At 62.7% G+C, this 22,840-nt stretch carries 21 protein-coding genes; 16 read left to right on the forward strand and 5 right to left on the reverse strand.

Annotated elements, in window-relative coordinates; translation table 11 throughout:
- Window positions 1–181: 181 nt before the first annotated feature.
- A complete protein-coding gene (locus GSQ88_RS20240) occupies window positions 182–982 on the reverse strand; it encodes an enoyl-CoA hydratase/isomerase family protein (protein WP_159009520.1) in 801 nt (266 codons plus the stop codon).
- Between the two features lie 165 nt (window positions 983–1,147).
- Between GSQ88_RS20240 and GSQ88_RS20245 the strand changes: the two genes are divergently transcribed.
- Both GSQ88_RS20245 and GSQ88_RS20250 read left to right on the forward strand, forming a co-directional pair.
- Window positions 1,148–2,350 carry a cytochrome P450 gene (locus GSQ88_RS20245; protein WP_159009521.1) on the forward strand — a complete coding sequence of 401 codons (1,203 nt, stop codon included), beginning with the start codon at window positions 1,148–1,150 and terminating at the stop codon, window positions 2,348–2,350.
- Between the two features lie 4 nt (window positions 2,351–2,354).
- Entirely contained in the window at window positions 2,355–3,575 is a 1,221-nt protein-coding gene (locus tag GSQ88_RS20250) for an NAD(P)/FAD-dependent oxidoreductase (RefSeq protein ID WP_159009522.1), read from the forward strand.
- A 140-nt stretch (window positions 3,576–3,715) separates the two neighbouring features.
- On the opposite strand, the gene GSQ88_RS20255 is transcribed toward GSQ88_RS20250, so the two are convergent.
- The 3 genes from GSQ88_RS20255 to aspA all read right to left on the reverse strand — a co-directional run bounded on the left by GSQ88_RS20255 (window position 3,716) and on the right by aspA (window position 7,160).
- Window positions 3,716–4,648, reverse strand: a complete 933-nt coding sequence (locus GSQ88_RS20255; RefSeq protein WP_159009523.1) for a ribokinase — start codon at window positions 4,646–4,648, stop codon at window positions 3,716–3,718.
- Between the two features lie 2 nt (window positions 4,649–4,650).
- Window positions 4,651–5,562, reverse strand: a complete 912-nt coding sequence (locus GSQ88_RS20260) for a sugar kinase (RefSeq protein WP_159009524.1) — start codon at window positions 5,560–5,562, stop codon at window positions 4,651–4,653.
- 185 nt (window positions 5,563–5,747) lie between these two features.
- Window positions 5,748–7,160: an aspartate ammonia-lyase gene (gene aspA, locus GSQ88_RS20265; RefSeq protein ID WP_159009525.1), complete on the reverse strand. Its 1,413-nt coding sequence runs from the start codon at window positions 7,158–7,160 to the stop codon at window positions 5,748–5,750.
- A gap of 285 nt (window positions 7,161–7,445) precedes the next feature.
- Here aspA and GSQ88_RS20270 point away from each other — a divergent pair, with 285 nt between their 5' ends.
- The 10 genes from GSQ88_RS20270 to GSQ88_RS20315 all read left to right on the forward strand — a co-directional run bounded on the left by GSQ88_RS20270 (window position 7,446) and on the right by GSQ88_RS20315 (window position 18,292).
- Entirely contained in the window at window positions 7,446–8,315 is an 870-nt protein-coding gene (locus GSQ88_RS20270; protein WP_159009526.1) for a VOC family protein, read from the forward strand.
- 201 nt (window positions 8,316–8,516) lie between these two features.
- A complete protein-coding gene (locus GSQ88_RS20275; RefSeq protein ID WP_174248071.1) occupies window positions 8,517–9,227 on the forward strand; it encodes a TetR/AcrR family transcriptional regulator in 711 nt (236 codons plus the stop codon).
- A 212-nt stretch (window positions 9,228–9,439) separates the two neighbouring features.
- On the forward strand, window positions 9,440–10,249 hold the full coding sequence (locus GSQ88_RS20280) for an ABC transporter permease (RefSeq protein ID WP_159009527.1): 810 nt from the start codon (window positions 9,440–9,442) through the stop codon (window positions 10,247–10,249).
- 130 nt (window positions 10,250–10,379) lie between these two features.
- Window positions 10,380–11,378, forward strand: a complete 999-nt coding sequence (locus GSQ88_RS20285) for an ABC transporter substrate-binding protein (RefSeq protein WP_159009528.1) — start codon at window positions 10,380–10,382, stop codon at window positions 11,376–11,378.
- Between the two features lie 175 nt (window positions 11,379–11,553).
- Window positions 11,554–12,402, forward strand: a complete 849-nt coding sequence (locus GSQ88_RS20290) for an ABC transporter ATP-binding protein (RefSeq protein ID WP_159009529.1) — start codon at window positions 11,554–11,556, stop codon at window positions 12,400–12,402.
- A gap of 5 nt (window positions 12,403–12,407) precedes the next feature.
- Entirely contained in the window at window positions 12,408–13,802 is a 1,395-nt protein-coding gene (locus GSQ88_RS20295) for an enolase-like domain-containing protein (protein WP_502706753.1), read from the forward strand.
- Window positions 13,799–14,950: a Gfo/Idh/MocA family protein gene (locus GSQ88_RS20300; RefSeq protein ID WP_159009531.1), complete on the forward strand. Its 1,152-nt coding sequence runs from the start codon at window positions 13,799–13,801 to the stop codon at window positions 14,948–14,950. Before GSQ88_RS20295 ends, GSQ88_RS20300 begins: the two co-directional genes overlap by 4 nt.
- A gap of 10 nt (window positions 14,951–14,960) precedes the next feature.
- The gene (locus tag GSQ88_RS20305; RefSeq protein ID WP_159009532.1) at window positions 14,961–16,154 is read left to right on the forward strand and encodes a dihydrodipicolinate synthase family protein; all 1,194 of its coding nucleotides are present in this window, start codon (window positions 14,961–14,963) and stop codon (window positions 16,152–16,154) included.
- Window positions 16,154–17,017 carry a sugar phosphate isomerase/epimerase family protein gene (locus GSQ88_RS20310; RefSeq protein WP_159009533.1) on the forward strand — a complete coding sequence of 288 codons (864 nt, stop codon included), beginning with the start codon at window positions 16,154–16,156 and terminating at the stop codon, window positions 17,015–17,017. The genes GSQ88_RS20305 and GSQ88_RS20310 overlap by 1 nt, the downstream gene beginning before the upstream one ends.
- 129 nt (window positions 17,018–17,146) lie before the next feature.
- Window positions 17,147–18,292 carry an alpha-hydroxy acid oxidase gene (locus GSQ88_RS20315; protein ID WP_159009534.1) on the forward strand — a complete coding sequence of 382 codons (1,146 nt, stop codon included), beginning with the start codon at window positions 17,147–17,149 and terminating at the stop codon, window positions 18,290–18,292.
- On the opposite strand, the gene GSQ88_RS20320 is transcribed toward GSQ88_RS20315, so the two are convergent.
- Window positions 18,285–19,511: a cytochrome P450 gene (locus GSQ88_RS20320; RefSeq protein ID WP_159009535.1), complete on the reverse strand. Its 1,227-nt coding sequence runs from the start codon at window positions 19,509–19,511 to the stop codon at window positions 18,285–18,287. The genes GSQ88_RS20315 and GSQ88_RS20320 overlap by 8 nt on opposite strands.
- A 213-nt stretch (window positions 19,512–19,724) precedes the next feature.
- On the opposite strand from GSQ88_RS20320, the gene GSQ88_RS20325 reads away from it, so the two are divergent.
- The 4 genes from GSQ88_RS20325 (at window position 19,725) to GSQ88_RS20340 (ending at window position 22,838) form a co-directional block, all read left to right on the forward strand.
- Window positions 19,725–20,270 carry a thiamine pyrophosphate-binding protein gene (locus tag GSQ88_RS20325; protein ID WP_159009536.1) on the forward strand — a complete coding sequence of 182 codons (546 nt, stop codon included), beginning with the start codon at window positions 19,725–19,727 and terminating at the stop codon, window positions 20,268–20,270.
- A complete protein-coding gene (locus tag GSQ88_RS20330; RefSeq protein WP_159009537.1) occupies window positions 20,267–20,857 on the forward strand; it encodes a thiamine pyrophosphate-dependent enzyme in 591 nt (196 codons plus the stop codon). The genes GSQ88_RS20325 and GSQ88_RS20330 overlap by 4 nt, the downstream gene beginning before the upstream one ends.
- A gap of 83 nt (window positions 20,858–20,940) precedes the next feature.
- Window positions 20,941–21,642, forward strand: coding sequence for a TetR/AcrR family transcriptional regulator (locus GSQ88_RS20335; RefSeq protein ID WP_159009538.1), 702 nt, complete (start codon window positions 20,941–20,943; stop codon window positions 21,640–21,642).
- A 2-nt stretch (window positions 21,643–21,644) separates the two neighbouring features.
- The gene (locus tag GSQ88_RS20340; protein WP_159009928.1) at window positions 21,645–22,838 is read left to right on the forward strand and encodes an efflux RND transporter periplasmic adaptor subunit; all 1,194 of its coding nucleotides are present in this window, start codon (window positions 21,645–21,647) and stop codon (window positions 22,836–22,838) included.
- Window positions 22,839–22,840: the final 2 nt, after the last annotated feature.

The following is a 22,840-nucleotide window of genomic DNA, read 5'->3' on the forward strand; positions in this document are numbered from 1 at the left end:
AGTCGTCCGCATACGCCCGTCGCTTATGCTTTACCATTCGACACCTCCTGGCTCTTAAAGCCTACTACAGGTGTCCACTAATTCGGAGGAGGTTCAGCTATCCTTCGAGACGCGCTCGCAAGCGCGAGCGCTCCTCAGGATGACGTGGTACATGGTGAGCACGACGGCGACTTGACGCCGTCTACTTGCCCTTGCTCGTGAACTTCTTCACGGCAATGCGAAACTCGTCCGTATGCATGCAATCGATGATGGCGTCGCGTTCGGCGTCGAGCTGTCGTTCGATCGGCGTGACATGGGACTGATGGATCAGCGCCTTGGTTGCCGCCAGCGCGGCCGGCGCGTTTTGCGCCAGGCGATGGGCCAGCTCTCGCGTCGCGGCTTTCAGCTCCGCTGCCGGCACGACTTTGGCGACCAGGCCCCAGTCGCGGGCTTGCGCTGCCGAAAAGCTGTCTTCGGCGAGGTAGATCTGCAAGGCGCGCCGCGTGCCGACGCTGGCGACCACGCCGACGGTGCCGCCGCCGTCGGGCGAGACGCCGAGCTTGCCGTAGGCCGGGGTAAATTTGACGTCCTCGGCGGCGATGCAGAGGTCGGCCACGAAGGCGAGCGAGAGGCCGGCGCCGGCCGCTGAACCGTGTACGCTCGACAGCACGATCTTCGGCATCCGCCGCAACGTCGTGATGAAGGCATGGTAGTGCTTCAGCAGTTCACCCACCACCGGGGCAATGGTGTCGGCCGCGGCCGCCGCGCCAATGGTTTGCAGATCGCCGCCGGCGCAGAACGCGCGGCCTTCGCCCTGGATCACCAGCACCCTGATATCGTCGGCGGCCTCGACCTCCGCGCCGAGCTGTTCCAGCTTTTGGGCGATCGACAGATCAATTGAGTTGAAGGCGGCCGGCCGATTGAGCGTGATGGTCGCGATCGAGCCGTCGATGACCAGCAGGGCCGGATCGTCGGGATGAGAGGCGTTGGTGGATATAGACATGGAACAGAACTCCCGATCCGCAAAGGTCGAAGGCCGCAAGGGCACCTGACGGGCATTTAAATCGCAGAAGGGAAGGGGTGACAATCCCCGGCGAAGCCTGCAAAATACCGGCAAGCGGCCGTGCGGATTACTGCATTGCAACGACCGGGATGACGGGAGAGCCAGATGAGCATCGATATGACGGTCGACCGTCCGGTCTCCACCATCGATCCGTTTTCGCACGGCTTCCTCGGCGATCCCTATCCGCACCACGAAGCGATGCGCGAGGCAGGACCGGTGGTCTGGCTCGAGCCATACGGCATCTGGGCGATGGCGCGGCATCAGGAAGTCCGCGATGCCCTGACCGACTGGGAGACCTATTGTTCCGGCGCCGGCGTGGGGTTGAGCGATTTTCGTAAAGAGCCGCCGTGGCGTCCGCCGAGCATCATCCTGGAAGCCGATCCGCCGCTGCATACCCGTACCCGCGCGGTGTTGACCCGCATCCTGTCGCCGGCGGCGATCAACGTGCTGCGCGAGACCTTTGCGCGCGAAGCCGACGCGCTGATCGATCGCCTGGTCGAGCAGCGCGAATTCGATGGCGTCGCCGACCTCGCCGAGGCTTACCCGTTAAAAGTGTTTCCGGACGCGGTTGGTATTTCCGAGCAGGGCCGCGAAAACCTGATGCCGTATGGCACCATGGTGTTCAACTCGTTCGGCCCGCGCAACGACCTGTTCGACAAGGCGATGGCCAATGCCGGTCCGGTGCGCGAATGGATCATGTCGAAATGCAGCCGTGCGGCGCTGGCGCCCGATGGATTGGGCATCAAGATTTTCCATGCGGTCGACGCCGGTGAGTTGTCGGAGGACGAAGCGGGCATGCTGGTGCGCTCGTTCCTGTCGGCCGGCATCGACACCACGGTCTATGGGCTCGGCAATGCGCTGTATTGCTTTGCCAGCAATCCCGAGCAATGGACCGTGCTGCGCGAAAATCCCAATTTGGTCCGCGGTTCGTTTGAGGAAGTGCTGCGCTTCGAATCGCCGGTGCAGACCTTCTTCCGCACCACGACGAAGCCTGTTGACGTCGGCGGCGTGCGGATCGGCGATGGCGAGAAGGTGCTGTTGTTTCTCGCCGCCGCCAACCGCGATCCGCGCCGCTGGGAAAGACCCGACACATTCGACGTGCGTCGCCGGGCGGCCGGCCACATGACATTCGGCACCGGCATTCATGGTTGCGTCGGGCAGGCGGTGGCGCGGCTGGAAAGCGAGGCGATCTTCGGCGCGCTCGCCAAGCGCGTGGTCTCGTTCGAACTGACCGGCCAGCCGGAACGGCGGCTCAACAACACGTTGCGCGGGTTCGATACCTTGCCGCTTCGCATCAAGGCGGCGTGAGCGAATGGCGAAGCCTCCTGTTGTGATCGTCGGCGCCGGGCATGCGGGCTTTCAGCTCGCCTCATCGCTGCGGCAAGCCGGCTATGCCGAACCGATCTTCCTGCTCAATGATGAGCCGCATCTGCCGTATCAGCGGCCGCCGCTTTCAAAAGCCTATCTGAAAGGCGGCGGCGCGCCCGATAGCCTGATGTTCCGGCCGGACAAGTTTTATCGCGATCAGAACATTGAGCTGATCGCCGATCGCGCCGCTGCCATCGACCGGCCCGCGCGGAAGTTGTCGCTGGCTTCCGGCGCGGCGCTTGAGTACGAGCATCTGGTGCTCGCCACCGGCGCGCGCAATCGCCTGATCGATCTTCCCAACGCCAACCTTGAAGACGTGCTGTACCTGCGGACGCTGGATGAAAGCGAAGTGTTGCGGCTCAGGCTCGCTTCGCGCCGGCACGTCGTGGTGATCGGCGCCGGCTTCATCGGCCTGGAATTCGCCGCCACGGCCCGCGCCAAGGGCCTCGAAGTCGACGTCGTCGAACTCGGCGCCCGTGTGATGGCGCGGGCGGTGACCGCGGAGATCTCCGAGTTCTTCCAGAACAGGCACGCCGAGGCCGGTATTCGTATTCATTTCGGCGTGCAGGTCACCAGCATCGAAAGCGACGGCGCCGGAGTGGCCGGCGTCAGCCTCAGCGACGGCCGGCATATCGCGGCGGACCTGGTCGTGGTCGGCGTCGGCGTGTTGCCGAATGTCGAACTCGCGGGTGCTGCCGGCCTGCCGGTGGCGTCAGGCATTATGGTCGGGGAGCATCTGCTGACGTCGGACCCGCATATCTCGGCGATCGGCGACTGCGCGCTCTACGCCAGCGAGCGCTTCGGCGGCTCGTTGCGGCTGGAGTCGGTGCAGAACGCCACCGATCACGCGCGTTGTGTCGCGGCGCGGCTGACCGGCGACACCAAGGTCTATGACGGCCTGCCATGGTTCTGGAGCGATCAGGGTCCCGACAAGCTGCAGATCGCAGGGCTCACCACCGGTTATGATCGCGTGGTGGTGCGCGGCGACCGCACGCAGGGCGCGTTCTCGGCGTTTTGCTACAAAGCGGATCGGCTGGTCGGCATCGAATCGGTCAACCGCGCCGGCGATCACATGTTCGGCCGCAGGCTGTTGGCCGCCAACGGCTCGATTACGCCGGAGCAGGCGATGGATGCGGGGTTTGATCTGAAGGCGGCGCTGGGGTGAAGGTCGTAGGGTGGGCAAAGGCGCGCTTGCGCCGTGCCCACCATCCCTCGTGCAAGTCGAAGTTGGTGGGCACGCTTCGCTTTGCCCACCCTACGAATTCAAGTGAAGCGAATGCCTTCTGCAATAACCAACGCCAGGGGCTATGGGGCGCGGCCTTCGCCGGGACGACGAAAGGCTTTCACCTCCGCTGCGGTCGGCATCGATGGCGCTGCGCCCATCCGCTGGACGCAGATCGACGCGGCGATGTTGGCGTAATCGAGTGCGTCGCGAATTGATTTTCCGGCCGCTAATTGCGCGGCGACCGCGCCGACAAAACAATCGCCGGCGCCGGTGGTATCGACGGCCTTGACCGCGCGGCCTTCCACGACCAGCGGCTTTCCATCCGCCAGCGCAACCACGCCGCGTTTGCCCAAGGTGACGCAGACGATCATGTCGCGGTCACCTCGCAAAGCTCTCGCGGCTTCAATGAAGCGCGCGGGTTCGTCGCTGTCGCGAAGCTCGGTCTTGGCCAGCAGGCTGAGTTCGGTTTCATTCAGGATCAGGACATCGACGAGGTCGAGCAGCTCAGCGCCGAATGCGATCGCCGGCGCCGGATTGAGAATGGTGGTTGCGCCTGCCGCGCGCGCGCGGTTGAAGAAGGCGCTGATAGTGGCAAGTGGAATCTCGAACTGGCTGACGGCGATGTCGCCTTTGGCCAGAGCAACTGTCGCGATATCGTCGGCGCTGACGAAGCCGTTGGCGCCGGGCACCACGACAATCGTATTGTCGGCATTGGCGAGCGTAATGATCGCCGTTCCGCTGTGTATCCCCGCCGTGTCCGTGACGTAGCTCAGATCCACGCCCTGTGCGGCGAGGAACGTCTTCAAGTCGTGCCCGAACGCATCGGTACCTAGCCGGCCGATCAACGTCGTCGGCGCGCCGAGTTTGGCGGCGGAGACCGCCTGGTTGGCTCCCTTGCCGCCTGGAAAATAAAACACTTCATGGCCGGCGACGGTCTCGCCGACTCGGGGATGCCGGTCGGCGGTCGCCACCACGTCCATGTTGATGCTGCCGGCAACAAAAACGCGGCCCATGTCTAATCCCAGAACTCTTTCTTGCGCCCGATCTGGAATTCCTGCTTGACGGATTCGATATCGGCGAGCGTCGGCAATCCGGCCTCGTTGCCGAGGCGTTGAATCTTGTAGGTCGATGCGGCGCGGGCAAACTCGAAATGCTCTTTCCAGCCCTTGCCGGGATTGTTGAGATAGGAAAACATATAAGCGCCGTGAAACACGTCACCGGCGCCGTTGGTATCGATCACGCGCTCGCTCGCGATCGGCAGCGCGGGCAGGGTGCGAACCGCGCCGGTCTCGTCATACCAGAGCAGGCCCTTCTCGCCCTGGGTGACGCCGCCGACCCGGCAGCCTCGGCTCTTGAGATAGTCGAGCATCTTCTCGGGCGTCAGGTCCATCTGTTCGCACAGCCGCTCGGCGACGATCGCGACGTCGATGAATTCGAGCAGTTCGTGGGTGTTGGTGCGCAGGCCGCCGCCGTCGAGCGAGGTCAGGATGCCGTCCTCGCGGCACAGCTTGGCGTAATGAATGGCCGCATCCGGCTGGTGGCCATCGACGTGCAGCGCGCGGCAGCCCTTCAGGTTCAGCATCGGGAACGGATGGATATGCTCGTCGTCGCGGCAGCGTACGATGGCGCGCTTGCCGTCCTTCGGCATGATGAAGGAGAGCGAGGAGGCGTTCACCTTGCGCGGATGAATCGAGATGCCGTATTTGGCGCTCATGTCCCAGAACATCCGCCCGAGCCAGTCATTGGCCACGGTGGCGATCAGGTCCGGTACGATGCCCAATTTGGCGCAACAAAATGCCGCGGTGACCGCGTTGCCGCCGAACGAGACGGCGTAGGCCGAGGCGACATGCTTTTCATCGCCGGTCGGCATGTGATCGGTGATGAAGGTGACGTCGATATAGGTCTGTCCGATGAAGAGAGCCTGCATTGGATTTCCGTCGTGGCTGAGGGGTGGTCCCGGCCGGCCAGATACATTAGCACTGCTTATGCCGGATCATTCGATAAAATTATCAGCAAGCCGACTGTGGGATAGGCATGCGACCATCAACCTAACAGCCGGCGGCCGCCTCAAGTTCCTGACGGCGCGGCAAACCGTGGCGCCATTTGCAGACCTCACGTGCGCGTGGGCGTGAACAGATGCGGGACCGTGAGGACGCTCGGCTCCAGGATTTCGTCGAGCTGCTCCTTGGTCAGTAGCTTTTCCTCCAAAACGACGTCGTAGACGCTGCGTCCCGACATCAGCGCGTCGGCCGCGATCCGTGTGGCGTTGGCGTAGCCGATATACGGATTGAGCGCGGTAACGATGCCGATCGAGCGTTCGACGCCGCGGCGCAGATGCTCCCGGTTGGCCGTGATGCCCTTGACGCAGCGGTCGGCGAGCACGATGCAGCCGGCGCGAAGATGGTTGACGCTCTTGAAGATCGAATGGGCGATGATCGGCTCAAAGGCGTTCAATTGCAATTGGCCGGCTTCCGCCGCGAAAGACACCGTGACGTCGTTGCCGATGATCTCGAAGGCAATCTGATTGACGACCTCGGGAATCACCGGATTGACCTTGCCCGGCATGATACTGGAGCCGGCCTGCATCGGGGGAAGGTTGATCTCGCCGAGTCCAACCCGGGGCCCCGACGACAGCAGCCGCAGATCGTTGCAGGTCTTCGACAGCTTGACCGCGACCCGCTTGAGCACCCCCGAAAGCTGCACGAAACTGCCGCAATCCTGCGTGGCCTCGATCAGGTTGGCCGCGGTGACCACCGGAATGCCGGTGATCTCCCGCAAATGCTGACACACGATCCGGCCATAGTCCGGATGGGCGTTGATGCCGGTGCCGATCGCGGTCGCGCCCATGTTGATTTCGCAGATCAGAAGCACGGCCTCCCTGAGCCGCATTTCGTCCTCGCCGAGCATCACGGCATAGGTGGAGAATTCCTGGCCCAGCGTCATCGGCACCGCATCCTGCAATTGGGTGCGGCCCATCTTGATGACGTCCTTGAATTCGTCCGCCTTGGCTTCGAACGCGGCCCGCAAATAGGACATCGCCTCGACCAGGGCCAGAATACGGGTATAGGCCGCGAGCTTCAGCGCCGTCGGATAGACGTCGTTGGTGCTCTGGCTCATGTTGACATGCTCGTTGGGGTGCAAGAACTGGTATTCGCCCTTGGCGTGCCCCATGATCTCCAACGCGCGGTTGGCAATCACCTCGTTGGCGTTCATGTTGGTCGAGGTGCCGGCGCCGCCCTGGATCACGTCGACGACAAACTGTTCGATCAGGCGGCCGGCACGGACCTCCTCGCATGCGGCGACGATGCCATCGCAATGCGCAGCCGAGAGGAAACCGAGATCGCGATTGCTGCGGGCCGCCGCCAGCTTGATCGAGGCCAACGCCTTGATGAGATCGGGATAGATCGAGATCGGCGTTCCCGTGATCGGGAAATTCTCGACCGCACGCAAGGTGTGCACCCCGTAATAGGCGTCCTGCGGCAGGTCTCGATCACCCAGCAGGTCGTGTTCGCGTCGGGTTGTCATGGTTGTTCTCGCCTTGGTCTTCTCGGGGAGCGGGCTTTCGATCGTGGGTTTGGTATTGACCCGGGGCTATTGGTATCAAAGCACATCGGTTCAGCTCCGGGTAGGGTACGGCACCGGCAATCAAGCGTGGCAAATCGGTTGATTTTGCTCAATACTGACGGAGCCACATTCAGGGACAGATTTGGCGAGAGAACCAGTGTGCGTGCGTCGCCAGGACAAACAGTGCGACAAGCGGCGTGACACGCGACGTTCGCCTGGAGAAATCTGCGCCGAGGACTTTTTCCCATGATCACAGGGCTCGATCACGTCGTCGTTCTCGTCAGCGACATCAAGGCCGGCGCCGCGGCTTACCAGACCTTGTTTGCGCGCACGCCATCGTGGCACAACGCCGGCGAGGGCGCCGAGCGCGTGCTATTTACGCTCGATAACATGACCCTGGAACTGATGGCGCCGAGCGGCGACGGCGCGACCGCCGATCGCATTCGCGCCGTACTGGCGGAGCAAGGCGAGGGTCTCGCGAGCATCTGTTTTCGCACCGGCGACATTGCCAGGATGCACCGCAGGCTGGATCGGCTGACCTTGAAGCCGGAGCCGATCGCGGAAGTCGAGAGCCGCGACGGGATGACCGGCGCCACGCTATCGTGGAAGCGGACCCGGGCGGCCACCGATGCCACGCGAGGGATCCGGATGTTTTTCCTGGAGCTTGCCAAGGAGCGTCCGCTGGCGGTCCGCACCGCGCCGGCTTCGATCACCGCGATGGATCATGTGGTGATCGGTACCGCCGATCCCGAAGGCGCCGCCGCGCTTTATGGCGCGCGCCTCGGGCTCGACATGGCGCTCGATCGCTCGCATCCGGAGTGGGGCCGGCTGATGTTCTTCCGCTGTGGCGACCTCATCGTCGAGGTGGCGCATCGGCCGAGCAAAGATGTTGCCAAGGACGTTGTAAAGGACGCGGTCGCGGTGCCGGACCGGTTGCGCGGCATTTGCTGGCGGGTCGCCGATATCGACGCCACCCGGGCGCGACTCGTCGAAGCGGGCGTCGATGTGTCGGAGGCGCGTCCCGGCCGCAAGCCGGGGACCCAAGTGATGACCGCGCGCAACGGCACCTGCGGCGTGCCGACCTTGCTGGTGCAACGGACGCCTAAAACGGGCTGAGGTGAATGCCTGAGATCGTAGGGTGGGCAAAGGCGCACTTGCGCCGTGCCCACCCGGTCGCTTCAGGAGAAAATGGTGGGCACGGCCAACAGGCCTTTGCCCACCCTACCAATCAAGCATCCACCCGAGAGCGCCGATCTTTTTCAAATCGCCCGATGCATGCTACACCATCCGGCCGAACATGGTTGACGGACGATCGAATTGGTCAAGGCTAAACGCATTCTGAAGTGGCAGCGCGATCCCGAAGGCATGCGGATTCGTATTCTGGAGGCCGCCAAGCAGGAATTCGCCACCCACGGCCTTGCCGGCGCGCGGGTCGACCGGATCGCGGCCAAGGCCGGCGCCAACAAGCGCATGCTGTATTATCACGTCGGCAAGAAGGACGATCTCTATCTCGCGGTGCTCGAAGGCGCCTATGAGCAGATCCGGGTCGAGGAGCGCGGGCTCGATCTGGAGCATCTCGATCCGCCGGAAGCGATCGAGCGCCTGATCGGTTTTACGTGGAATTATTTCATCCGCAATCCGGAATTCCTCGCGCTGTTGAACACCGAAAATCTGGCGAAGGCGCGCCATCTCAAGCGCTCCACCAAGGTCAAATCGATGCATTCGCCGTTCGTCGAGATGATCCGGACCGTGGTGATGCGGGGCGTCGCGAACGGCGACTTCCAGGTCGCGGTCGATCCGGTGCAGCTCTATATTTCGATCGCGGCGCTGTGCTTTTTCTATCTGTCGAACAGCGCGACCTTGAGCGTGATTTTCGGCCGCGACCTCCTGAAGAAGGAGGCGCGGGACGAGCGCCTCGACCACATGGTGGCGCTGGTGCTGGCGGCGCTGACTGGAAAATCCACCGCGGCGTTCGGCAACAGCAAGGCGCTGAAACACCGCGCCGCCGCAGCGCATTCCGACGCTTGATTTCTGCCATCCCGGCGAACGCAGGGACCCATAACCCCTGCGTTTGCTCGAAGGCAAGGCATCGGCCCCAATGCCTAAAACGCGACGACACGGCGTGGGTCCCGGCGCAAGGCCGGGACGACGGAAGCGAGTTTCCCGCGTCAACGCCCCTAGACAGTAATTATCCAACGGGTTAATTTGTCCCCTGAAGCCGGCACGTGAGGGAGAGAGATTTGAGCGAGTCCAAAGCGCCCGGAAGCGTCTCGAAAGCGCTGAATGTGGCGTGGATTCGCCCGTTTTTGCTGCTGATTTTCATCGTCGTGGCCTGGGATGTGGCGATCCGGCTGTTCCGGATTCCAGCCTACCAGGTGCCGGCACCGGGCGATGTCGTGGCCGTGCTCTGGAACGATTGGCCGGAGCTGTTGCGCCAGGCATGGCCCACCACCTACGCGACGCTCGGCGGATTCCTGCTGTCGGCGGCGTTCGGCATTCCGGTCGCGATGCTGATCGCGGGATCGAAGACCATCGAAAGCTACGTCTATCCGTTGCTGGTGTTCTCGCAATCGGTGCCGAAGGTCGCGATCGCGCCCTTGTTCGTGGTGTGGTTCGGCTTCGGCATCGTTCCGAAAATCATCGCCGCGTTCCTCTTAGGATTTTTTCCGGTGGTGGTCTCCGCGGTGCAAGGTTTCAAATCGGTCGACCCTGATATGGTCGATCTCGCGCGTGCGATGCAGGGCAGCCGCTTCCATGTGTTCTGCGCGGTCAATTTGCCGCACGCGATGCCGTCGATTTTCTCCGGCCTGAAAGTCTCGGTGACCTTGGCCGTGGTCGGCGCCGTGGTCGGCGAATTCGTCGGTTCCAATTCGGGCATCGGCTACGTGTTGCAGCGCTCGATCGGGACGTTCGATTTGCCGACGATGTTTGCAGCACTGGTGATCCTGGCGCTGCTCGGTGTGATACTGTTCTGGGTGGTCGACCGGATCGAGCGTCTTGTCATTCCCTGGCATGTCAGCCAGCGCGAGGACATCATTTTCGCGGCGTGAACGAGAAGAGATACAGACCGTCATTGCGAGCGTAGCGAAGCAATCCAGTTAGGCCACAAAGGAAGAATGGATTGCTTCGTCGCTGACGCTCCTCGCAATGACGGAAAACAAAAGCAAAGGGAGAAATAAAATGGTGCGATTAATAGTGGCGGTAGCCGCTGCCCTGATCTGGATGGGCTCAGTGGTGGCTCCGGCCGCGGCCGCCGATAAGGTCGTGCTGATGCTCAACTGGTATGTCTATGGCGAGCACGCGCCGTTTTTCTACGGCAAGGCCAAGGGCATCTATGCGGCTGAAAATATCGAGCTCGAAATTCAGGAAGGCCGCGGCTCGGCTGCGACCACCCAGGCGGTCGCGGCCAAGACCGCCGATTTCGGCTATGTCGACGTGCCCACTATGATGCGCGCGACCGTCAAGGGCGCGCCGATCATTGCGACCGGCGTGCTGCTGCAGACCAGCCCGATGTCGGCGATGGGATTCGCCGACAAGAACATCCGCAAGCCCGAGGATATCAAGGGCAAGACCGTGGCGATCACGCCGGCGGATTCGATGACGCAGATCTGGCCGCTGTTCCTGAAGCGGACCGGCCTCAAGGAAAGCGATTTCACCACGGTGGCCGGTGACGGCCAGACCAAGCTGAACGCGGTGATCAACGGCCAGGCCGATCTTTTGCTCGGCTACGTGATGGACCAGTCGATGAAGATCAAGGACGCCACCGGTAAGGACGTCTATCCGATCAAGTTCGCCGACTACGGCATCCACATGGTGAGTTCGGGCCTCGTCGCCAACACCGACTACGTCAAGACCCACACCGATCTGGTCAAGCGCTTCATGTCGGCGACCACCAAGGCGGTCGAGGCCGCTGAAAAAGATCCGAAGGGCGCGGCCCAGTCGATCCTCGATGCCAACCCCAAGGGCGGCAAGATCGACACCCTGACCCAGGGCTTCGAGCTGACGATCCCGCTGTACCGTACGCCGGAAACCAAGGGCAAGCGGCCGTTCCAGGTGACCGATCAGAACATGACCGACAGCGTCAACCTGATGGTCGAATATGGCGGTCTCGACGCCAAGGCCAAGGACAATCCGAAGATGTTTTATACCAACGACTATCTGCCCGGCGGCGGCTCGTGAGCGAGCGTGTGACAAACTTATCGTCGTCCCCGCGCAGGCGGGGACCCATACCCCCTGGCCTTAATTGTTGCAGAAGGTCTCCAACCCAATGGCCGAACGAAAAGTCACGGCGTATGGGTCCCTGCGTTCGCAGGGACGACGGGTGGAGAGACTTCGCCTGGATGGATCCTGCTGAATGAACCCAGCGACCAAAACATCGGACATCAATCAACCGGCGGCGCATCTGCGCGTGGTGTCCGATCGCACCGCCAGCGCCACCTCAGGGATTCAACTGTCCGGGGTGTCGAAGACCTATCGGTCGCGCGACGGCGAGGTGCCGTCGTTGCGTCCGCTGGATTTCCATATCAACGAGGGCGAGTTCTTTGTCGTGGTCGGACCGTCCGGCTGCGGCAAGTCCACGCTGCTGAAAATGATATCCGGCTTGCTGCCCCCTTCGACCGGCGAAATCCTGGTCGAGGGCGAGAAGGTGACGAGCCCGCACGGCAATGTCGGGATCGTGTTTCAGAATTCGCTGCTGCTGCCGTGGCGCAACATCCTGTCCAACGTGATGCTGCCGATCGACATGAAACGGCTGCCGCGCGACGAATATCTGCCGCGCGCGAAAGCGCTGTTGAAGATGGTCGGACTCGAAGGTTTCGAGAGGAAGCTGCCGTGGCAATTGTCCGGCGGCATGCAGCAGCGCGCCTCGATCTGCCGGGCGTTGGTGCACGATCCCAAGATCATATTAATGGACGAGCCGTTCGGCGCGCTCGATGCGATGACGCGCGAACGCATGAATGTCGAGCTGATGCGGATCCAGCGCGAAACCCGCAAGACCGTCCTGCTGATCACGCATTCGATCCCGGAAGCGGTGTTCCTGGCCGATCGGGTATTGGTGATGACCGAGCGGCCCGGCGCGATCGCGGCGATCTACGACGTGCCGATGCCGCGGCCGCGCTCGCTGGATTCGATGGCCGATCCGGTGTTCACCGATCTGGTGCAGCGCATCCGCAAGCACTTTTTCACCCAGGGTACACTGGATTGAGTCCGATGCGTTTGGCGGTGCGCGATATCGCGTTTTTCGAGCGGCCGGTGGCATTCGTGCGGCCGTTCCGGTTCGGCGCCGTGGTCATCAATGCCGCGTCGCAGATGTTCGTTCGCGTCGAAATCGAGGTCGAAGGCAAAGGTCCTTCAGTTGGCGCCAGCGCGGAAATGCTGGTTCCAAAGTGGTTCGACAAGCGCGCGCATCTCAGCCCGGACGAGACCGTTACCGAATTGCGCCGCTCGCTGCTTATCGCGCGCGATCTCTATCTCGGACACAAGGGCTTTGACACCGCGTTCGGTCTGCACGCCGCCTGCATCGGCGCGCAGGTCGAAGCCTGTGCGAAAGAAGACATTCCGCCGCTGGCGGCGGCCTATGGCCCCGCCGAAATCGATAAAGCCATTCTCGACGCGCTGTTGCGCAGCGCCGGGGTCAATTTCTTCGACGGCATGATCGGCAATATCTCCGGCATCGATGCGCGGCTGTCGCCGGATCTGGCGAATGGCGACATCGCGCAGTTTCTCAGCGATCGAAAGCGGCTGGAACGCGTCGCGATCCGCCACACCGTCGGTCTCGACGACAAGGTCGAGGGCGCGGGCGGCGTCGCGGACGCGAAAGAAAACACCGGCGCCCGCTTTTTCAAGCTGAAACTCAACGGCGATCCCGACGCCGACGCCGCGCGACTGATCCGGATCGGCAATGAGCTCGCCACTTTGGCCTATGACTACCGCGTTTCGCTGGATGCCAACGAGCAATATGCCGACCTCGTGGCGCTGGGCGCTTTGATGGATCGGCTCGATCGCGACGGCGCGCTGCGGCCGATCGCGGCAAAGCTGCTTTATATCGAGCAACCGATGCCGCGCGATATCACCCGGCAATCGCCGCTCGGCCGACTGAGCGGCCGCGACTTCATCATCGACGAAGCCGACGATTCCTACGACGCATTTCCCGCTGCCCGGGCGCTCGGCTATCGCGGCATCTCGTCGAAATCCTGCAAAGGCATCTACAAGTCGGTGGTCAACGCGACGCGGGCGGCGAAATGGAGTTCCGGCAGCGAAACGTTCTTCGTCACCGGCGAAGACCTGACCTGCCAGGCTGGCCTTGCCGTGCAGCAGGACCTCGCGCTCGGCGCGTTGATCGGCGTCAGCCACGCCGAGCGCAACGGCCATCATTATGTCGATGGTTTTGCCGATACGCCGCCGGCCGAGGCGCAAGCGTTTCTCGCCGCCCATCGCGATCTCTATGTCAACGACGACGGCAAGGTGCGGCTTTCCATTCGCGACGGCGATCTGCTGACGGGATCGCTGGTCGCACCGGGTTTTGCGACGTCGGTCCATCCTGACTGGTCGTCGCTGCCGTCCCTCGAACAGCCAAAAGCAAGAACACAGGAGCAAACACTATGACGACCAAACGTCTCGGCGTGATCATGAACGGGATCACCGGCCGCATGGGCCTGAACCAGCATCTGATCCGCTCGATTGTGGCGATCAGGGATTCCGGCGGCGTGCAGCTTTCGAACGGCGACCGCATGATGCCGGATCCGATCCTGGTCGGCCGCGATGCCGACAAGGTCGAGCGCCTGGCCAAGCGCTTCAATGTCGAACGCTGGACCACCGATCTCGACCAGGCGCTGTCCGACAAGAACGACAGCATTTTCTTCGACGCCGCGACCACGCAGGCGCGTCCCTCGCTGCTGACCCAGGCGATCAACGCCGGCAAACACGTCTATTGCGAGAAGCCGATCGCGACCAATCTCGATGAAGCGGTGGCGGTGCTGCGATTGGCGCAAGCCAAGGGCGTCAAGCACGGCACCGTGCAGGATAAGCTGTTCCTGCCGGGCCTGAAGAAGCTGGCGTTCCTGCGCGATTCCGGTTTCTTCGGCCGCATGCTCTCGGTGCGCGGCGAATTCGGCTACTGGGTGTTCGAAGGCGGCTGGCAGGAGGCGCAGCGGCCGTCCTGGAACTATCGCAGCGAAGACGGCGGCGGCATCATTCTCGACATGGTCTGCCACTGGCGCTACGTGCTCGACAATCTGTTCGGCGAAGTCGAGAGCGTCAGCTGCACCGGCACCACCGACATTCCCGAGCGCTTCGACGAGAAGAACAAGAAATACACCGCGACCGCGGACGATTCCGCCTACGCGACCTTTCGCCTCAAGGGCGGCGTGATCGCGCACATCAACATGTCCTGGGTCACGCGGGTATATCGCGACGATCTCGTCACCTTCCAGGTCGATGGCACCCATGGCTCGGCGGTGGCGGGCCTGACCGATTGCGTGATCCAGGCGCGGCAGGCGACACCGCGGCCGGTGTGGAATCCGGACGAGAAGCGCACGCATGATTTCTATGCCGATTGGCAGAAGCTGCCGGAGAACGTCAGCTACGATAACGGCTTCAAGGAGCAGTGGGAGATGTTCATCCGCCACGTCTGCGAGGACGCGCCCTATAAATATACGCTGCTGGAGGGCGCCAAGGGCGTGCAGCTTGCCGAATGCGCGCTGCAGAGTTGGCGTGAACGGCGCTGGGTCGACGTTGCTCCGATCAAGGTGTGAGGATCAAGCCATGAACAAGCCGGTTTTGTCCGTCTCGTCGCTGTCGCTGAAATTGCCCACCGGCACTCGCGAGATCGAGACCTATCGCCTCGCGGCATCACGAACGTTTCCGGCCAAACTTGAAGGCACGTTGAACCGCGTGGCGTTTTCCGCAGCGCATGTCGTCGCCGATCCGCTGGCCGATGTCGATCCGTGGCTGAGCGCCGCGGTCGATTGGGACAGGACCATCGCCTTTCGCGAACATGTCTGGGACCTCGGTCTCGGCGTCGCCGAAGCGATGGATACCGCGCAGCGCGGCATGGGACTGGACTGGCCGACCTCGCTGGAACTGATCACGCGTTCGGTGAGGGCGGCGAAGGCGAGGGGCGGCGCGCTGGTGTTTTCCGGCGCCGGCACTGATCATCTCGCGGTCGAGGATGCCAGGACGATCGACGACGTGATCCGCGCCTATGAGGAACAAATCGCGGCGGTCGAGAAGGCCGGTGGCCGGATCATCCTGATGGCGTCGCGGGCACTGGCGAAGCTCGGCCGCAACGCGGACGACTACGCCAAAGTCTATGACCGCGTGCTGTCGCAGGTCCGCGAGCCCGTGATCATCCATTGGCTCGGCGACATGTTCGATCCGGCGCTGGCGAATTACTGGGGCACGGCGAGCCTCGACCAGGCGATGGATATCGCGGTCGGCATCATCAACGCCAATGCCGCCAAGGTCGATGGCGTAAAAGTTTCGTTGCTCGACAAGCAGCGCGAGATCGACATGCGCCGGCGGCTCGATCAACGCGTCAAGATGTATACCGGCGACGATTTCAACTACGCCGAACTGATTGCCGGCGACGCGCAGGGCTTTTCGCATGCGCTGCTCGGCATCTTCGATGCGATCGCGCCGGCGGCGTCCTATGCGCTGTCGCGGCTCGCGGCGGGCGACGAGGCCGGTTTCCGCGACGTGCTGGAACCAACGGTGCCGCTGTCGCGTCATATCTTCAAGGCGCCGACACGCTTCTACAAGACCGGCGTGGTGTTCATGGCCTATCTCAATGGCCATCAGGATCATTTTACGATGGTCGGCGGGCAGGAGAGCACGCGATCGACCTTGCATCTGGCCGAACTGTTTCGCCTGGCCGACAAAGCAGGGTTGCTGGCAAATCCGGAAGTAGCGACGCGGCGGATGAAGGCCGTGCTCGCGCTGCGAGGCATCGAACCCTGATGCGGGACTTTTCCGCCGACCATCGCTGGCTGTCGCTCAATACCGCGACGGTTCGCAAGCAGGGCGACCTTGTGCACATCGTCGAGGCCTGTGCGCGGCATGGCATTCGTGCCATCGATCCCTGGCGCGACCAGGTCGCTTCCATCGGTCTTGATCGCGCGGTACGCGCGGTGCGCGATGCCGGGCTTGAACTATCGGGCTATTGCCGCGGCGGCATGTTTACCTCGGACGCCGCGCGCCGCATCGAAGTGCGCGACGACAATCGCCGCGCCATCGATGAAGCCGTGGCGCTGGGCGCCCCCTGCATCGTGCTGGTGGCCGGCGGCCTGCCGCAATATTCGCGGCCGGGCAGTGCGGCCTCCAGGGACATCGTCAAGGCGCGGACGCAGGTCACCGATGCGATCGCCGAAATGCTGGTCTATGCGAGCGAAGCCAAGATGCCGCTGGCGATCGAGCCGCTGCATCCGGCCTATGCCGCGGACCGCGCCTGCGTCAATACGACGATGCAGGCGCTGGATATTTGCGACCAACTGGACCCGCAACGCACCGGCGCACTCGGTGTTGCGCTCGATGTCTATCACATCTGGTGGGATCCGGAGGTGTTGCCGCAGATCGCGCGCGCCGGCCAGGATCGCCTGCTCGCGTTTCACGTCTGCGACTGGATGGTGCCGACTAAGGACATCCTCAACGACCGCGGCATGATGGGCGACGGCGTCATCGACATCAGGTCGCTGCGCTCGGCGGTCGAGGCGGAAGGATTTTCAGGCTATTCCGAGATCGAGATCTTTTCCAACGCCTGGTGGGACAGACCGATCGACGAAGTTTTGCAGACCTGCATCGAGAGACATCGGTCGGCGGTCTGAGCGCTTAGCGAGCGAGATCGCGGGTATCCTGTCGTCGGCATATCTTGTTCCGATCCCGTTGCCGTGCTTTCTGGTGCCGAGCGCTGCCGCCTGGGGCGTGCGTGAGCCGATAGAAGTATGAGACGCAGGATGCGGGTGCGTGATTGTCATAATTTTCATGATTTCCGCGAGCTGGCACGGCGGCGGTTACCTGGTCCGATCTTTGACTACATCGACGGCGCGGCGGACGACGAGGCTACTCTTCGCCAGAATACCGCAAGTTTCGAGCGCTGCGATCTGGTGCCGAATGTCCTGCGCGGGGTGGGAACGGTCGATATGTCCGTGACCGTGATGGGCCAGAAGTTGGCAACCCCGTTTTATTGTTCTCCGACCGCGTTGCAGCGCCTGTTTCACCATCAAGGCGAGCGCGCCGTTGCCGCTGCGGCGGCGAAATACGGCACGATGTTTGGCGTATCCTCGCTCGGGACCGTCAGCCTGGAGGAATTACGAAAGGCCTACGACACGCCGCAGGTCTACCAATTTTATTTCCACAGGGATCGCGGCCTCAATCGCGCGATGATGCAACGCGCCAAACAGGCGGGCGTCGAGGTGATGATGTTGACCGTCGACAGCATCACCGGCGGAAACCGCGAACGCGACCTGCGCACCGGATTTTCGATTCCGTTCAAACTGACGCTTGGCGGGATGCTACAGTTCGCAATCAGGCCGATGTGGGGTCTCAACTATGTCAGCCATGAAAGCTTCAAACTGCCCCAGCTGGACGAACACGTCGACATGAGCGGCGGAGCCATGTCGATTGGACGTTACTTCACCGAGATGCTGGACCCTTCGATGAACTGGAACGATGTGGCTGAAATGGTCCGGATCTGGAATGGGCAATTTTGCCTCAAGGGCATCATGTCGGTGGCTGACGCGAAGCGTGCGGTTGAGATCGGTTGCACGGGCATCATCCTGTCCAATCATGGCGGCCGACAGCTCGACGGCTCGCGCGCGGCATTCGATCAACTCGCGGAGATCGTGGATGCCGTGGGCGATCGGATCGATGTCATGATGGATGGCGGCATTCAGCGCGGCACCCATGTCCTGAAGGCGCTTTCGCTCGGCGCGAAAGCCGTGGGGGTCGGGCGCTTCTATCTCTACCCGCTGGCCGCCGCCGGTCAGGCAGGCGTCGAGCGGGCCTTGGGGCTGCTGCGGACGGAGATCGAACGAGGAATGAAGCTGATGGGCTGCTCCTCGGTCAGCCAGCTCTCACGGGATAATCTGCGATTCAGGTAGTCGTCATTATGCACGGCACCTTCGAAAATCCGCGAAAGCGCACCCGGCCCCCGCGCACCGGCGCGCCGTTCAGCGCGTAGCCGGGAAACCGCGCCAGGAAGCGCGAGATCGCGATCGCGCCTTCCAGTCGCGCCAGTGCCATTCCGGCGCATTGATGCGCGCCGGTGCCGAACGCCAGATGGCGGTTCGGCGTGCGGCCGATGTCGAGGTTTTCCGGATCGGAAAATTGCGCGGGATCGCGATTGGCGGCTCCGATGCACAGCGTCACCGGTGTTCCGGCCGCGAGCGCGATGCCACCGAGTTCGACCGGCTCCGTCGTCATGCGATTGCCGAGCTGGTTCGAGCTTTCAAACCGCAGGATTTCCTCGACCGCGGTCTTGATCAGATCGGGCTGTTCGATCAGGCGGGCTTTTTGCGCGGGGTTTTCCGACAGCGCCACCAGTCCGTTGCCGATCAGATTGGTGGTGGTCTCGTGCCCGGCGTTGAGCAGGAAGATGCAGTTGTGCAGCAGCTCCTTGGCCGTCAGGCGTTCGCCATTGTCCTCGCCCTGAATCAGGCGCGTCAGCACGTCGTGCTGCGGATTGCCGGGTTTGGCGCGGCGGCGCTCGACCAGAACTTCGAGATAGCTGAGAAAATCCCTCACCGCCTTGTTGCCGCGGGCAAAAGCGTCGGGGCTGATCACGGGCTCGAGCGCGCCCAGGATCGCCAGCGACCAGTCGCGCAGCGGTTCGCGCTCGTCGTGCGGCACGTCCAGCAGATTGCCGATCACCTCGATCGGGATCGCAGCGGCAAAATCCTCGATAAGGTCGACATCATCCTTCGCGGCAAGCCGATCGAGCAGCCGGTCCACCAGCGCGATCAGATCAGGCTCCATTGCCGCGATCGCGCGCGGCGACAGCGCGCCCATGATCAGCCGCCGCACCCTGGTGTGGGCCGGCGGGTCGTTGAAGACGAGGCTGGTGGTGTGATGCTCGTACAGAAGCGAATCGCCGTATTTCGGCGCGAACTCGCGCCGCTTGTCGGACGAGAACAGCTTGGTGTTCTTGTAGGCGCTGACGAGGTCGTCATAGCGCGTCAGAAAGTAGGAGCCGTTCGGCAAGCGCTTGACCGGCGCATTCTCCCGCAGTGCACGATAAGTCGGATAGGGGTCGACATAGAATTCCGGCGTCAGCTTCTCAAGGTCGAAGCCCGCCGCCAGCGCCTGCGCGTTTCCACTCATCCGGGCTTTTCTCGTGAATTAGTTTCACTTGCAACTATCTTATGCGAAGCATCCATAGGGCGCAAGCTCATTTGGCAGCGTTTTGGGCAGGACACCCCACGCGTCTTGGAGCAACGGCCCGCTTTCGCAGAGCCATATGCGTTTTTGCGCTTTGATGAAAAACGCGGGTCTGTCTACAGTCGCGTCCGAAAAGTAAGGGAACGGAAACAGAAAATGCACGTCCGCGCCGAATCCTCCGACGAACAAGCGACCGCCTGGCCGGAAGACATATTTGAGATTTTGCAGCGTTTCGATGTCCGTCAGGTGCCCTATGTGCCGGATGCCGGGCACTCCCAACTGATCAATCGGGTGCTCGGCGAGCCCTCGATGCGGGCGGTGCCGCTGACCACGGAAGAAGAGGGTGTGGCGCTGTTGGCGGGCGCCTGGGCCGGAGGCCAGCGCGGCGCGCTGCTGATGCAGTCGAGCGGCGTCGGCAATTGCATCAATATGTTCTCGCTGACCCAGATATTCCGGCTGCCGTTCCTGACGCTGGTGACGATGCGCGGCGAATGGGGCGAATTCAATCCCTGGCAGGTGCCGATGGGATCGAGCACCCAGGCGGTGTTCGAATTGTCCGGCATCAAGGTGTTGCGGGCGTCGCGCGCCGACGAAGTCCGCGATGTCGTCGAAGCCGCGGCGGGACAGGCCTACAACGCCTGCACGCCGACCGCCGTTTTACTGTCGCAGCGCCTGATCGGCGCAAAGGTCTTCACCAAATGAGCAAAGCCAACCTCCTCGACCGCCGCCAAGTCGTTGCCAGCCTGTTGGCGGACCGCAAGGGTGCCATCGCGATCGGCGGCCTTGGCGCCTCGACCTACGATATCGCCGCCGCCGGCGACCATGATCGCAATTTCTATCTGTGGGGCGCCATGGGCGGCGCGGTCATGATCGGGCTCGGCATCGCGCTGGCGCAACCCAAGCTGCCGGTGGTCGTGATCACGGGCGATGGCGAGATGCTGATGGGTATGGGCAGTCTTGCCACCGTCGGCCTGCAAAAGCCCGGCAATCTCACCATCGTCGTGCTCGACAACGAGGCCTATGGCGAAACCGGCGGGCAGGCGAGCCATACCGCCGCGGGCGCCGATCTCGTCGGCGTCGCCAAGGCCTGCGGCATCGACAAGGTCTTCAGCATGACGACGATGGCCGAGGTCGAGGCGTTCGCGCCTTCCTTGCAGGATGTCTCGGCAGGGCCCCGCTTTGCCAGCGTCAAAATCGACGCCGCCAACCTCGAACGGGCGCTGTCCAACCGCGACGGCACCTTCATCGTGAACCGCATCCGCGGTTCACTGGGATTCAAGCCGATTTGAGCTTTTGCTGACCCCTTTGGAACCTGCTGCGGCGCAATAAAGTTTCTTGACATCGGTTTGGTGAGTGATTACTCACGCAGCCCATGTCTACCCTGCGCATGACCAGCGACCTGCGGCGGCAGCTCATTTTGGGGGCCGCCAAGCGCTGTTTTGCGCGCAACGGCTTTGCGGGGACGACGACCAAGCGGGTGGCGGCTGCGGCCGCGATCTCGGAAGCCTTGTTGTTCAAGCATTTTCCGTCGAAGGCCGCACTTTATGCCGAGATTCTGGCCGACGAGTGCGAGGCCGATCCGGACTTGGCGCATTTGTTGGGTCAGGAGCCATCGACCGCGACGCTGGTTGAACTGACCGTGGGCATGGTCCGGCATTTCCTGCATATCTCCGATAGCCCCGATCAGCAGGAAGCGCAGCGCGTCCGGCTGATGGTGACGAGCCATCTCGATGACGGCGAATTCGCGCGGCTGCTATATGCCAAGGTCGGCGACCTGATCGGGCCGGTGTTCGCCGCCTCGATCGATCGCGCGGTAGCGGCGGGCGAGGCGACGCGGATCGGAGGCGAGCCGCTCAACCTGTTCTGGTTTGCCCATCACACCGTGCTGATGGCTGCGGTTTCAAGGATGCCGGCCGTGCCCTGTCTTTCCTACGGCAACGCGGCCGATGTCGAGCGGCAGCTTTGCGAATTCATTCTCCGTGGAATTGGACTTAACGAAGCCGCGATTGCCTCGCGTCTGGCCCGCGAATTGTCGCCGGGTTCGGGGCAGCCGGTCATTGCAGAAAGTGCATGACAATGAACATTGCGACCGAAGCTCATATCGCAGGCAAGCCGATCGCCGACAAGCCAAAGGCGCGTCCGGTCCGGATGGTGCGCTGGTTCATCATCGTCGGGTTGCTGCTGGCTTTCCTGACGGCCGCGTTGGTCGGCTTCAACGCCTTCCGCGACCATGCGATCAAGCAGTTCTTCGCCGGCAACAAACCGCCGCCGACGCCGGTTAGCATTGCCGTGGCCAAGTCCGAGGTGATTCCGAACCTGCTGAAGGCGGTCGGCGATCTTGCCGCCGTGCATCAGGTCAACGTCACCTCCGACGTCAGCGGCCGCATCACCGGCATCATGTTTGAGGCCGGCTCGACCGTGAAGGCGGACAGCCCGCTGGTGCAGTTGTTCGACGCTCCCGATCAGGGCGATCTCGCGAGCTTCAAGGCGCAGGCCGTGGTGGGGCAATTGTCGCTGGATCGTGCCAAGCAGCTCGCTGCAAAACAGTTCGGTCCGCAGTCGACCGTCGATCAGGCGCAGGCGACGTACGACCAGGCTATCGCGGGTATCGCCAAGACCCAGGCGTTGATTTCGCAGAAGCTGGTGCGGGCGCCGTTCGACGGCGAGCTCGGCGTGCGTCACATCGAGGTCGGCCAGTACCTCACCGCCGGCACGATGATCGTCACCTTGACCGACCTGTCGATGCTGTACGCCAATTTCACCGTAACCGAAAAGCAAAGCGCCCAGCTCAAGGTCGGACAGACCGTGCGCGTACAGGTCGATGCTTATCCACAGCGTAATTTCGAGGGCAAGATCACCACGATCGAACCTCAGATCTCAGCCGACACCCGCAACATCCATGTTCAGGCGACGATCGCCAATCCCGATCTTATCCTGAAGACCGGTATGTTCACGACCACCACGGTGGTGCTGCCGGACAATCCGGCGGTCGTCACCGTCCCGGAAACCGCGGTCGATTACACGCTCTACGGCGATTCGGTCTTCCTTCTCACCGAGAAGAAAGATGATGACGGCAAGACCAGCCTGACCGCCGTACGCACCTTCGTGCGGACCGGTAACCGGATTGAGGGCAGGACCGAGATCCTCAGTGGCGTGAAGCCCGGCGATCGCGTGGTCGCGGTGGGCCAGCTCAAGCTGCAATCGGGAGCCGCGGTGGCCATTTCGCCCGACGGGCCGCCGCCGATGCCCGCCAATCTTCCGCGCTACTAATT

It is taken from the genome of Bradyrhizobium sp. S69 (assembly GCF_009766005.1).
Taxonomy (GTDB): Bacteria; Pseudomonadota; Alphaproteobacteria; order Rhizobiales; family Xanthobacteraceae; genus Bradyrhizobium.

Bases quoted from the DNA above. Each gene is read 5' to 3' on its own strand.
- GSQ88_RS20240 (WP_159009520.1), bottom strand. From the start codon at position 982: ATGTCTATATCCACCAACGCCTCTCATCCCGACGATCCGGCCCTGCTG.
- GSQ88_RS20245 (WP_159009521.1), top strand. From the start codon at position 1,148: ATGAGCATCGATATGACGGTCGACCGTCCGGTCTCCACCATCGATCCG.
- GSQ88_RS20250 (WP_159009522.1), top strand. From the start codon at position 2,355: ATGGCGAAGCCTCCTGTTGTGATCGTCGGCGCCGGGCATGCGGGCTTT.
- GSQ88_RS20255 (WP_159009523.1), bottom strand. From the start codon at position 4,648: ATGGGCCGCGTTTTTGTTGCCGGCAGCATCAACATGGACGTGGTGGCG.
- GSQ88_RS20260 (WP_159009524.1), bottom strand. From the start codon at position 5,562: ATGCAGGCTCTCTTCATCGGACAGACCTATATCGACGTCACCTTCATC.
- aspA (WP_159009525.1), bottom strand. From the start codon at position 7,160: ATGACAACCCGACGCGAACACGACCTGCTGGGTGATCGAGACCTGCCG.
- GSQ88_RS20270 (WP_159009526.1), top strand. From the start codon at position 7,446: ATGATCACAGGGCTCGATCACGTCGTCGTTCTCGTCAGCGACATCAAG.
- GSQ88_RS20285 (WP_159009528.1), top strand. From the start codon at position 10,380: ATGGTGCGATTAATAGTGGCGGTAGCCGCTGCCCTGATCTGGATGGGC.
- GSQ88_RS20290 (WP_159009529.1), top strand. From the start codon at position 11,554: ATGAACCCAGCGACCAAAACATCGGACATCAATCAACCGGCGGCGCAT.
- GSQ88_RS20295 (WP_502706753.1), top strand. From the start codon at position 12,408: ATGCGTTTGGCGGTGCGCGATATCGCGTTTTTCGAGCGGCCGGTGGCA.
- GSQ88_RS20300 (WP_159009531.1), top strand. From the start codon at position 13,799: ATGACGACCAAACGTCTCGGCGTGATCATGAACGGGATCACCGGCCGC.
- GSQ88_RS20305 (WP_159009532.1), top strand. From the start codon at position 14,961: ATGAACAAGCCGGTTTTGTCCGTCTCGTCGCTGTCGCTGAAATTGCCC.
- GSQ88_RS20310 (WP_159009533.1), top strand. From the start codon at position 16,154: ATGCGGGACTTTTCCGCCGACCATCGCTGGCTGTCGCTCAATACCGCG.
- GSQ88_RS20315 (WP_159009534.1), top strand. From the start codon at position 17,147: ATGCGGGTGCGTGATTGTCATAATTTTCATGATTTCCGCGAGCTGGCA.
- GSQ88_RS20320 (WP_159009535.1), bottom strand. From the start codon at position 19,511: ATGAGTGGAAACGCGCAGGCGCTGGCGGCGGGCTTCGACCTTGAGAAG.
- GSQ88_RS20325 (WP_159009536.1), top strand. From the start codon at position 19,725: ATGCACGTCCGCGCCGAATCCTCCGACGAACAAGCGACCGCCTGGCCG.
- GSQ88_RS20330 (WP_159009537.1), top strand. From the start codon at position 20,267: ATGAGCAAAGCCAACCTCCTCGACCGCCGCCAAGTCGTTGCCAGCCTG.
- GSQ88_RS20335 (WP_159009538.1), top strand. From the start codon at position 20,941: ATGTCTACCCTGCGCATGACCAGCGACCTGCGGCGGCAGCTCATTTTG.
- GSQ88_RS20340 (WP_159009928.1), top strand. From the start codon at position 21,645: ATGAACATTGCGACCGAAGCTCATATCGCAGGCAAGCCGATCGCCGAC.